This window comes from Porifericola rhodea, from assembly GCF_030506305.1.
In the GTDB taxonomy this organism is placed as follows: Bacteria; Bacteroidota; Bacteroidia; order Cytophagales; family Cyclobacteriaceae; genus Catalinimonas; species Catalinimonas rhodea.
On sequence record NZ_CP119421.1, the window covers coordinates 3,578,865 to 3,591,118 of the forward strand.

At 42.6% G+C, this 12,254-nt stretch carries 8 protein-coding genes; 3 read left to right on the forward strand and 5 right to left on the reverse strand.

Features of this window, described 5'->3' with window-relative positions; translation table 11 throughout:
• Nucleotides 1-48 precede the first annotated feature (48 nt).
• Nucleotides 49-765, forward strand: coding sequence for an ABC transporter ATP-binding protein (locus PZB74_RS14765; protein WP_302237339.1), 717 nt, complete (start codon nt 49-51; stop codon nt 763-765).
• A 9-nt stretch (nt 766-774) separates the two neighbouring features.
• Entirely contained in the window at nt 775-3,318 is a 2,544-nt protein-coding gene (locus PZB74_RS14770) for an ABC transporter permease (protein WP_302237341.1), read from the forward strand.
• A 90-nt stretch (nt 3,319-3,408) separates the two neighbouring features.
• Here the strand turns inward: PZB74_RS14770 and PZB74_RS14775 are convergent, their stop codons facing one another.
• The 5 genes from PZB74_RS14775 to PZB74_RS14795 form a co-directional block, all read right to left on the reverse strand.
• Nucleotides 3,409-4,980, reverse strand: coding sequence for an amidohydrolase family protein (locus PZB74_RS14775; RefSeq protein ID WP_302242806.1), 1,572 nt, complete (start codon nt 4,978-4,980; stop codon nt 3,409-3,411).
• 275 nt (nt 4,981-5,255) lie between these two features.
• Nucleotides 5,256-5,663, reverse strand: coding sequence for a hypothetical protein (locus tag PZB74_RS14780; RefSeq protein WP_302237344.1), 408 nt, complete (start codon nt 5,661-5,663; stop codon nt 5,256-5,258).
• Between the two features lie 441 nt (nt 5,664-6,104).
• A complete protein-coding gene (locus tag PZB74_RS14785) occupies nt 6,105-7,232 on the reverse strand; it encodes a Gfo/Idh/MocA family protein (protein WP_302237347.1) in 1,128 nt (375 codons plus the stop codon).
• A 135-nt stretch (nt 7,233-7,367) separates the two neighbouring features.
• Nucleotides 7,368-8,564 carry a sialidase family protein gene (locus PZB74_RS14790; protein ID WP_302237350.1) on the reverse strand — a complete coding sequence of 399 codons (1,197 nt, stop codon included), beginning with the start codon at nt 8,562-8,564 and terminating at the stop codon, nt 7,368-7,370.
• Nucleotides 8,565-8,709: 145 nt separating this feature from the next.
• A complete protein-coding gene (locus PZB74_RS14795) occupies nt 8,710-10,815 on the reverse strand; it encodes a tetratricopeptide repeat-containing sensor histidine kinase (protein ID WP_302237353.1) in 2,106 nt (701 codons plus the stop codon).
• Between the two features lie 260 nt (nt 10,816-11,075).
• Here PZB74_RS14795 and PZB74_RS14800 point away from each other — a divergent pair, with 260 nt between their 5' ends.
• A complete protein-coding gene (locus tag PZB74_RS14800) occupies nt 11,076-12,209 on the forward strand; it encodes a sugar phosphate isomerase/epimerase family protein (RefSeq protein ID WP_302237356.1) in 1,134 nt (377 codons plus the stop codon).
• Nucleotides 12,210-12,254 lie beyond the last annotated feature (45 nt).

The following is a 12,254-nucleotide window of genomic DNA, read 5'->3' on the forward strand; positions in this document are numbered from 1 at the left end:
TTATACGGCTGTATAAAAGTTAAATCTCGCAATTAAGCATAATATTTTATGTCATCAATTCTGGAAGTAAAAAAACTAAGCAAGACTTATCGTAGTGGAGACCATAAGTTAACGGTACTAGATCATGTAGACTTACAAATAGAAAAAGGCCATACCTGTTCTATTGTAGGTCCTTCGGGGAGTGGAAAAACTACGCTCCTGGGGTTATGTGCAGGGCTGGATCGGGCCAGCTCAGGCTCTGTAATTTTGAACGGAATCACTCTGGATCAGCTCAACGAAGACCAACGTGCCGAAGTTAGGGGTAAATATGTAGGCTTTATCTTTCAAAACTTTAACCTGATGCCTACTCTTACCGCCTTAGAAAACGTGATGGTACCCTTGGAGCTAAGAGGCGAGAAGCAAGCGGCCAGAATTGCTATAGAGCTACTGGATAAGGTAGGCTTGGCTGGAAGAAAAGATCATTTTGCGACACAGCTTTCCGGTGGAGAGCAACAGCGTGTTTCTATTGCACGTGCTTTCTCAAACAACCCGGCTATCCTCTTTGCAGATGAGCCAACTGGTAACCTGGATGAAGAAACCGGGCAACATATAGAGCAGCTTATTTTTGACCTTAACCGTGATGCAGGCACCACACTGGTGCTGGTAACACACGACATGAGTCTGGCGCGCAAAACGCAGCAGATTGTACGTATTAAGGGTGGAAAGATTGTAGAGAATAGCAGACAGGAAGCTGTGCAGGAGGTAGACCAACTAAAAGAAAAATAGCCCTAACATATGAATCAGCAACAGCCTAGCCTGGCCTGGCTTTTTAAGATGGCCTGGCGAGATAGCCGTAGAAATCGTTCCAGATTATTACTTTTTGTAAGCAGTATTGTACTGGGTATTGCTGCCTTAGTAGCTATCAACTCCTTTAGTGATAACCTACAGCAGGATATTGAAGGGGAGGCCAAAGCACTGCTGGGTGCCGACCTGGTGGTGGAAAGCCGACAGCCCATACCTGAGACAGTAGTACAGTATTTTGACTCTCTGGGTGCCAGGCGATCACAGGAGGTAAGTTTTGCCTCTATGGTACTCTTTCCTAAAAACAATGGCACCCGGCTTGTACAGGTAAGGGCGCTAGACGGTGAATATCCTTATTATGGAAGTATTGAAACCGATCCTGTTTCAGCAAGCAGAGACTTCAGAGGTGTACAAAAAGCCCTGGCCGACAATACGCTAATGCTACAATTTGACGCTGAGCCTGGTGACTCTATAAAGGTTGGCGAGCTTAGCTTTTTGCTGGAAGGCAGAATACATAAAGTGCCCGGCCAACCGGGAATTACAGCTACTGTGGCGCCGCCGGTATACATTCCTATGGAGTATCTGGAAGCTACCGGTTTACTACAAAAAGGCAGCCGCCTCAACTACAAACTCTACTTGAAATTTGATGAAGGCGTAGATGTACAAACTTTACTGGCCGAAGAAATTGAGCCTACTTTAGAAAAAGAAGAGCTCCGCTATGATGATGTGGAAGAACGAAAGGAGGAGATAGGCGATACTTACCAAAACCTGACCGGTTTTCTAAATCTGGTGGCGTTTGTGGCACTTTTACTGGGCTGTATAGGCGTAGCTAGTGCGGTGCATATCTACGTTAGAGAAAAGATTTTATCGGTAGCTATTTTGAGGTGTTTGGGCGGAAAAGGAAAGTATGGCTTAGGAATTTTCTTGATTCAGATTGCTATTATGGGGCTACTGGGCTCTGTGCTTGGTGCTGCATTGGGCGCTAGCATACAATTCTTACTACCAGAAATTTTTGCGGGTTTACTGCCGGTAGAGGTGGATGTAGCCATCTCCTGGAGCGCTATCATTCAGGGTATTCTTATTGGTTTAATTATTTCCATTTTGTTTGCGCTATTACCTTTAATAGCTGTTCGGAAAGTGTCTCCTCTGAGAACGATTAGAGCTTCTCATGAGGAAGAAAGCGGACAAGATCCCTGGCAATACCTTATTATAAGTCTGGTAATCTTGTTTGTTGGCGTATTTTCATATTTTCAGTTGGAGAGTTGGAAAGAAGCAGGTCTGTTTACCTTGGGTATAGTACTCGCTTTTATGCTGCTGGGAGCTATTGCCCGCCTGATGATGTGGGTAGTTAAAAAATACTTTCCAGTTTCGTGGTCGTATGTAAGCAGGCAGAGTTTGGCTAACCTTTATCGCCCTAACAATCAGACATTAATCTTGATTGTAACGATAGGGCTGGGCACAGCACTGATTAGTACGCTCTTTTTTGTACAGGATTTACTGCTGGATAAGGTGGAACTTACTGCAAAAGAAGACCAGCCCAATATGGTGCTTTTTGATATACAGGACGATCAGGAAGAAGATTTAGTACAGCTTACCCAATCTTACGAGCTGCCTGTGTTGCAGCGTGTGCCTATTGTATCAATGCGTTTGCATGGTATCAAAGGACGATCTATCTCAGAAATAAAGGAAGATACAACTGATCACATTCGCAACAGGGTGCTCAACCGCGAGTACCGTGTCACCTACCGAGATAGCCTGGTTGACTCTGAAACTATTATAGAAGGCAAGTGGAAAGGAGAGGTAAGTTCTCCGCAAGACACGGTTTGGGTCTCTCTGGAAGATGGTATTGCTGAAGATATGAAGGTGTCGGTAGGGGATAAGCTATCCTTTAATGTGCAGGGTGCAATAATTGAAGCCTACGTGGGTAGCATAAGAGAAGTAGACTGGCAAAGAGTACAGACTAATTTTCTGGTGGTTTTTCCAAAAGGAGTGCTGGAGCGTGCACCCAAATTTCATGTGCTGATCACCAGGGTAGAGTCTAACCAGATTGCTGCTCGCTTCCAACAGGCTGTAGTAAAGGAGTACCCTAATGTATCTATCGTAGACCTTCAGCTCATTTTAAAAACTGTAGACGAGATCGTGAGCAAAGTGTCATTTGTAATTCGTTTTATGGCATTCTTCAGTATCATCACTGGAATCATTGTACTCATAGGTTCAGTCATAATTAGTAAGTTTCAGCGAATACAGGAGAGTGTATTGCTGCGTACTATTGGAGCCAGTCGTAGACAGATACTAAGCATTAATGCTATGGAATACTTCTTTTTGGGAAGCCTGGCGACTTTAACGGGAGTACTAATCTCTATGCTTGCCAGTTGGGCATTGGCTCAGTTTAGCTTTGAAACTCCATTTAACCCTTCACTATTGCCTCTACTCGTAACTTATATCATTATCACCGGGCTTACCGTACTAATTGGTTTATCCAACAGCCGGGAGATTGTAAATAATCCACCCTTAGAAGTATTGAGGAAGGAAGTATAAAAAACAGCCAGCCTGGTATCTGTTGCCAGGCTGGTGTAATATAGATCTTCATGCACATTGGATACATAGCAGACTGTCAGGGCAGATTGCTCAGGGCTGTGGAAGCTCTGTAATACCTGCTTTCTTTTTTTCAGAATCTACAATTGCTTTTACATCAGCTAAGAGTTGTTTAGCATCGTATACAATACCATCTTTAATAGTATACCTAATACCACCTACTCGCTTTACCTCATTCTGATCATTAAGTTTAATAGCACCGGTGCCATAAAGTACCTTAAGGTTGGCTAAGGGGTTTTCTTCTACCAGTACCATATCGGCCAGCTTACCTACTTCTATAGATCCTAACTCCTGTGCTCTACCCAGGGCTTCTGCTCCTTTTAGCGTAGCTGCACGAATCACTTCCAGAGGATGAAAACCCGCCTCTCGTAACAGTTCCAGCTCTCGGATATAAGCAAACCCATAAGTTTGGTAGATAAATCCAGAGTCAGAGCCAGTAGTAACTCTACCGCCACGGTTTTTGTACTCATTGACAAAGGTCATCCAGAGTCTGTAGTTTTCTTTCCAGTTTACTTCTTCCTCTGTTCCCCAGTCGTGCCAATGCGAACCATGAGATACCCGGCTGGGCTCAAAAAACTTCCAGAGGGAAGGGAGAGTATAGTCCTGATGCCACTCTGCGGTACGGGCTCGCATCAAATCTCGGTTTGCCTCATAAATATTGAAGGTAGGGTCAATAGTAAAGTCCATTGCAATAAGAGTGTCCATAACGGCATTCCAACGTTCAGAAAATGGAGGTGCCGCCTGTGCCCAAAGTTTTCCGGCCTCGCCAAAGCGGTGTTGTTCGTTCTGGTAATTATAATCTGCCGGATAGTTCTGTATGCTGCGGTCAGTAAATAGCGCTTCTGGCAGTCCATACCAATGTTCCATGCTGGTGAGGCCCATACGTGCGGTATGCAGCACATTTAACCATGCCACATTCAGTTGAGCGTGATGACAGGCAGAGCGTAAGCCGTATTTTTTGGCTTCGTCTAATGCTGCTTCCATAATGTCCGGGCGCGCACCAAAAAATTTAATGCCGTCTGCACCTTCTCTGGAAATTCTTTGTACCCAGGCGCGCGCTTCTTCAGGAGAATTTACACCGTCCGCTAAACCTTGCCCAAAGTAAGAGTAGGCTTCTATTCGTGGGGCAGTAATCTGGTTATTAGTACTTTTTTCTTTGTGGTCCAGCACCCACTCCAAACCGTTGCCGCAAGAAGGGTCACGTATGGTAGTAATACCATGCGCCATCCATAGCTTAAATACATACTCTGCCGACGTACCTTGCCCTATGCCTCCAATGTGCCCATGCATATCTATAAAGCCTGGCAGTAAATACATACCTTCCGCATCAATTTCTTTTGCTCCTGGTCTGGCCTCAGGTCGTTTACCAGTCTCTATAGGTACACCGGGGTAGCCTACAGTTTTAATAGAGACAATTCTGTTTTGCTCTACTACCACATCTACAGGGCCTATAGGTGGAGAGCCTGCTCCATTAATAAGCGTAGCGCCACGAATAATCAGTTGAGCGTATGGTCCATCGCCTTCTGCCCGTTGCGGAGCACGTGGTACTTCTTTTTCCTGAGCAAAACTAAAGGAAGTGGCACTAGCCAGCACTAGGCCAAGCATTAGTGAAAGGCAGAATCTCATAGTGTAGTTTGATTAGCTAATCAACTATGATACGCCAAAATCAAAAAAGATACAAAGAAAAAGAGCTACCTGTAGAGAAGTAGCTCTTAATTAAAAGTGTTGATACGTTTCCTTGGCATAGATTAAAAGAGCTGAAGGCTAAATCTGAAATCTTTGGGAGAATACCCGTTTGTAGAATTAACGACAGGAGGGATAAGCTTAAAAAATACAGATTATCAAGAGCAAAAGCCTTTCTTTTAACCTGAATGCAGGCCTTAGAATTTTGCTAAAGCATTGTCAAGATCGTCAACCAGTTTTTTAGAAACTTTTCTGGGGCTATCTTTTCTTACTTCTTTAAGAATATTTGCCGCTTTGTTTCCGTATTCTACCAAACCTTCTGGGTTTTTATCGTAGTTGTAGCTACCGATACACCATTCCAGTTTTTCCTGAATTTCTTTGTACTGCCCGCCGTCCATTTTCTGAAATTTGGCTACGGCATCTTTGCAGGCTTTTTCCAACTTTACAGCAGGGTCTGCACTTGCGGCAGGTTTCTTAGTGGCTGCTTTTTTGGTAGGAGCTGCTTTCTTGGCGGTAGTAGAAGCGTTTTTAGCAACAGGTCCTTTTTTGGGTGCTGCTTCTTTTTTTGCGGTAGTAGCGCTTGTAGTCTTCGTGGTTTTAGCCATTGTGAAATGAATTTTAGTCAAACAATACTGTGGTTAGTGTTATACTTCAAATTTAGATAAAATTATCATGAAAAATGCAACACTGCAGTTTTATAAACTAATTGAAAATCAGCCAGATTGTTATATAATATTGCTTTTTCATGGACTTTTAGGTTTTAAGATATTTTAACAACCACTATTATATGTTGGTTTTTTTATATCAGAATGGTAGTGACATTGTCGTAAAGGCAAAATGTAGTTTGATTTGCCTGTTAGTTTTTAAAATTTAATATTTCTGTTTTTAACTTCCTTATAATGAATGACTTAGAGAGTAGGGTAATAATTTTTTTTGATAAAATTTCAAAAAATCTTTAATAAAGCTTCAAATACGCATGTAAACGAAAGTCTGACGACATCATTTGCATCTGAATATTTCAGCTAAGAGAGTTTTTTACACTCTTCCTAATAGGCTAAATCCTTCAGCATTACCTTATTACCGCTATCAATAGACTCCAGGATAGCTTCAATAATCTGCACATCGCGCATGCCCATTTCTCCGGGTACGGGAGTCTGTTTATCGTTCTTGATACAGTTGGCAAAATCATCCATTTGCAGTGCCTGTTGATTTACCTGAGGATAGCTAATAGGCCCTTCGCTGCTGCTACCTTTGATGCCTCCGTAGGGCGAAAATGGTTCTAGCTCAAACCAGCCTTTCTCGCAGGCAGCATACAGTCGGTTAGTACGTGCATTATGGCTGGTATGTAGGTTAGCTACTGTGCCAGTAGGGAACTCAAACTGAAAAGTGACAGTTTCATCAACTTCTTTAAACTTCTTCGGCTTGGTTTTAAACTCCTGAGCACGTACATATGTGGGGTTTTGCCCTACGGTATAAATCGCCGCCTGTATAGCATACACGCCCATATTGCCTAATGCACCAGTACCTGCCAGCTTTTTGTCTAACCTCCACTGGTCCCAGTTATCACCCATAAGATAGCCAGCACCACATTGAATAAGCGTTATATCACCCATTACTTTTTGCTGCCCCAGACGCATGACCTCCTGGTTATGAGGCTCAAAGTGTAAGCGGTAACCTATAGAAAGTTTTACATTGGCCTGATTGCAGGCATCAATCATCTGTCGGCATTCTTCAGAAGAGATGGCCATGGGTTTTTCGCAGATGACATGCTTACCAGCTTCGGCGGCTCGGATGCTATACTCAGCATGCATGGAGTTGGGTAGTACAACATATACGATATCGATATCAGGATTATCAGCTATCTGGTCAAAAGTCTCATAATTGTAAATGTTCTTTTGAGGGATATTGTATTTATCAGTCCAGGTTTTGGCTTTAGCAGGGGTGCCTGTTACTATACCCGCGAGGTAGCAATGTTCCGTCTCCTGTAGTGCCGGAGCCAGTTGGTTAGTACTGTAGCTGCCCAAGCCTACCAGTGCGATGCCTAGCTTTTTGTTTTGCTCCGGCTTGTTTGCAAACATAGAAGCATAAGAAAGTTGAGGAGCCAATGCTGCCCCTCCTAGACCAGCACTAAGCTTACGGTTAAAATTACGACGACTGATGCTGTTTATTTTCATCTGTATAGGTTAGTTAGGTTACAACATTCTTTCAACTTCAGGTTCAATTAAGAGTTTGAGTTTAATTTAGATAAATCATAAAATTTGAATGATGTGTGTACTCGATAGTAAACTCGCAATAATTAAGGCTTGGAGCTACTCACTAATACTCTGCTGAGCAAACTGCCGAAAGTTTTTGATGCGATGAAAAGTCAAAAAATTAGCATCGTGAAAATTATTTGCTCCTCCCTTGTCATCATCAAAGGCAGTACGAGAAAGATAAATGAGATCGTCTCCTTCAAAGAGCCAGTCTACATACTGAAAGCCATGCTTTTCAACATCTGGGTGCTGTAACAAAATCTTGTGTACATTCCAGGTCTTAAGGTCGTCAGAACTGCACAAAGCCTGTGTGTTTCTTATACGTGCCGGCTTCTCTTCTACTTTGTATTTCTGAGGAATGTAGTTGGCGATCATCCAATACTTTTGCGAAAGCGAATCGTAACTAATAGTAAATTTTTTTGAGCCTCCCGGCATATCCATAAATCCATTATCAGGATTAAAACTGGCTTTTTTTCCATCCTCGCTGATTAGAACGATAGCAGCTTTATCCTCAGCATTTTCAGCTCTGTTGTCAACTCTTAAAATATTGAGAATTTTTCCATCAGGCCCAACAACAGCATTACCTTCCAGCCAGCCTCCGAAGTCACCTTCAAGGTAGTTAGCATGGTAGCTAAGTTGCTCACTGCTTGTCCAGTTTTTTGCGTGCAGAAGATCAGCATCTTCTGGAATTGACATCATAAAGGTGCTGTACCGCTCGCCCCATTTGGTAGTGGGAGCTTTGGCATTTTCCATCGCTCTCCACAATCTGCCATTGTGTAGAATGATAGGGGTAGGAGCACAATGGTATTCACCTTTTAAGATTAAGCCATTTTTTTTGTTTTTGGGTTCAGTCCAGGTTCGGCCCTCATCCTCAGATCGGCGGATGATCATATCTCCATGATGTTTATCTGTGCCTAGTAGGTATAAAGCACCTTGGTGGTAAAACAACTTAGACCAGAACTGCCCATCTATCTCAGCTAATGGATTCCAGCTAGCCCCTTTATCGGTTGAAAGAAAAACAAATGAACGTGCTTTCTCATGTTCGGTAGAGCCTTTGCCAAAGTGGTCGTGAGAGGCTACATAGTTTCCGTTAGGCAAAATACAAATGCTGGGAGAGCCGATATATTTTTGAGATGAAGCAGGGCTATAGCTGACGATAGTGCCCGGTACCTGAGGTACTTCCTGGGCGAGGGTAGCTATAGAAAGAAGTGTAGAAATAAATAATGACAAGAGAGTTTTTTCAATGCTAAGCATAGTTTAGAGTAGGTTGTTGTCGTATAGTGTTTGTAGGGATAAATTAGGGAATCGTGACTGTATGTACAAACCAGTATGCGCTGAGTAGAAATAAAAAAAGCCACTTCAGGTGGCTTATCTTAACAATTGGCGTAAAATACTGCTTTTACACCAGAGGCATAGAATCACTAAGAGGAAAAACTAGAGTAAACTTACTGCCTTCTCCTGTTTTACTGTCCAGATAGATTTGACCTCCCATTTTATCTACTAATGTTTTTACAATAGCCAGCCCCAGGCCATGAGAACTTTCCCCGTGTGTAGGGCGGGCACTCAGCTTCGTAAATTTTTTGTAGAGGTGCTTTTTATCTTCCTCACTAAAGCCTGGCCCCTGATCTTCTACACTAATCTCAAAGTGGTGCTTATCATGTAGCCCGCCATTAATAAAAATATCGGTTTCAGCATAGGAGAACTTAATTGCGTTGGACAGTAAGTTGTCCATAATGCGCGAAAGATAAACGAGATCGGAACGAAAATCTATGTACGCATCGCATTGTACGTGCATGCGTAAACTTTTATTACTTGCCGCAGACTCATGTGACTTTGCCTGATCACTCAAAAACTGTTTGAGGTTAAGGTCTGTATACTTGAAGCCTGTGGTGCTTGTGAAGGCATTCATATCCAGCAGGTCTTGCACCAGGTTAACACCCACCTGAGAAGTTTCCTTAATCATAGAAGCGTAGCGTTCTCTTTCGTGGCTGTCCTGGTTAGGTAGCATAAGCAGGTCGGACAAGCCAGACAAACGGTTCAATGGAGATTTTAAATCATGTGCCACAATATTCATCAGCGTGTCTTTTTCCTTATTTACTTTTTGTAGCTTTTTGTTCTGCAACTCCAACTGCATGTATTGCTCGCTTATCTTTTCGTTCTGGAAGCTGATTTCTTTGTGTTGCTGCTCTATTTTCTTTCGGCGAATCTCAAGAAGCTTGTTTTGGTTATTACTGCGGTTAAAGAATACGATAAAGACAGTTAACAGCACCAGGGCTAATACAATAATGATGTTTTGAGCGATGTTTTTACTCTTTTCCTGCCTGATGGTAAATTCTTTCTGCGCAGCAGAAGCTTCCAGTATTTTGTATTCGTATTCCTTTTGTTTGAGTAGGAGACGCGTCTCCAGACGCTCCATGTTCTTGGCCTTCTCTACATTAAAGAGTGAGTCTTTATAGTTAATATATTTTTGATGATAAAATAAAGCCGTTTTATAAGACTGTAACTCTTCGTGTACCTGAGCCAGATAATAGTGTGCATCGGTCAATGGCCGCAGCAACTTACTGTTTTCAGCATAGCGGATAACCTTTTCCAGATGCTGACGGGCAGTATATAAGTTTCTTTTGTACAAATACGTTTTGCCCAGTAGTAAATTAATATTGGCAAGAAGCTGCTGGTTATCAATGTTTTGAGCTGTTGTAAGTGCTGAAAGTCCGCTAAGTAAAGATTTGTTGTATCTCTCTTGTTTGTAGTATAGCTCAGCAGTACTCAGGTCAATTTCGGCAAGGTTAACCTGATCGCCTACCTGGGTACTGATATCCCTGGCTGTATTAAGGTACTCATGGGCTTTAGAATAATCATATTGGTCTGTAGAAATAGAAGCCAGCTCTTTGTACACAGATACTACTCCCCGGTCATCGTGCAGATTCTTGCGGATCTTCAGCGCTTTAAATAGCATATCCTCTGACTTATCGTATTCATTACGAAGGGCATAGAGTTCTGCCAGACTTTTATAGCAATAGCTGGCTCCCTGCTGGTCACCAATCTGGGTAAAGATATTAAGCGCTTTATGGTAATACTGATACGATTCTATCTGGTCTCCCTGTGAAAAGAACAGGCGGCCCAGGCTGTTGTAAGCATGGGCTATCTGCGAAGAATCTTTTGAGGCTGAGGCACTGAAAAGGGCCTGCTTGTGCATGGTAAATGCCTGAGAGTATTTACCTTGGTAAATTGAGGCTACCCCCATGTAGTTTTTGGCCTGAGCTGCTCCGTATTGTAAGTCGTGTTTTTCGCCATATTCAACGGCTAACTGGCAGTAGAAAGTTGTACTGTCAGGGTAAGATAGACGGTATTCCCAGCCAATCTGGTTGTAAAGGTCTATCTTTTCCTTCCCTGAAACATGTTCAAGTTGAGAAATCAGACTGTCAATCTTTTTTTGCTGTTGAGCAAAAACAATAGATGTGTTGCACAGCAAAATGCAGATGATGGTGGTTAATAAAGATTTCATGACCTGGAAATGCGGATGTAAGTGTGAGAACAACGGCCTTCAGCTCAATATTGCCTAAACTTCCACAAGTTATAAAACATTTACTTTCTTTCTTATAAAAATTTAAAACGAATATTACCTGCTACCATTTTAGGTACAGCAGTACGAATAGCCATATCACTATTCTAAAGCAGTATAAGAGCTTTGGAATGATGCTAATCTTGTTATAATATGCAGCATGTAGTTTTTTTTAAATATCCGTATATAAAAATATTAATAAAATGAATAACCCTATATGGATCATGAGCTCTGCATTTGACGAGCTAAACTTCCAGGAAGTACTGCAAAAAACTAAAGAAGTAGGAGCACAAGGGGTAGATTTGTGCGTATTTCGCCGAGATGGCACACGTACCGATCATGTAGCTACTCATCTGGATTATGAAAATTTTGACCTGGATACTGCTAAAAAAGTTATTGATACACTAAATGAGTTTGGTCTGGGCGTATCGGTAGGTGCTTTTGAAAATTGCATAGGAGGTGAGCCTGAGCAGCAGCTAAAAAATCAAGATCATCTGCTTCGTTTGATACGAATTGCCCACTTACTAGGAGGTAACGAAAACGACGTAACGGTAGGCACGTTTGTAGGTTATGATCATGAGTTGGGAGTGCAGGAGAATGGTTTTCAAAAAAACCTTGATAAGTACGCGAAAGTATTTAGCCCCATCATCAAATACGCTGAAGATCTGGGAGTGAGTGTTGTTTACGAAAACTGCCCGATGGAGGGCTGGCGCTCTGCCGGATATACCAGTACTTTTAATAATCTGCCAGGTGTATTGGCGGCTCGTAAGCTTATGTATGAGCTTATCCCCAGTGTGGCACATGGCGAAATTTATGACCCTTCTCATGATGTATGGCAGCATACCGACCCTGTAGAGGTGATTAAAGCGAGTGATATGAGCAGAATTCGGAGAGTTCATGTAAAAGCTACTCGCAATCTGCAAAATGCGAAGCAGGTGCATTGGGGGGGGATGTATCCTGTACATCAGGTGGACGAGAAGCTGGCGAAAAAAGCGGGAGTACCTTTACCAGACCACGAGTGGGACAGACATAATTACGAAGCTATGCTCCCTGGCTTTGGTGGTACGGATAGTATGGATTGGCGCGCTTTTGTTGATACGCTGAAAGAAAAAGGATTCAGCGGACCTTTTGAAATTGAAAATGAGGCAGCACTCTCCAAAGCCACAGGAAACATGGAGGCTACTTTACAAGGCTACCGGGCGGCTATTATGTGTTTGTCCCCTATGCTCTGGCCTTTAACAGAGCAAGGTTATCAGTATGATCAGTCCTTACGAAAGGAATTGAAGCAGCTGGCGCAAAAAGATGTGCCTGAGGTGAAGATGAGTGATTTAAAATAGTATAGCATTTAGTTGGGGTGATGGGTATCCATCATCATACGCTAT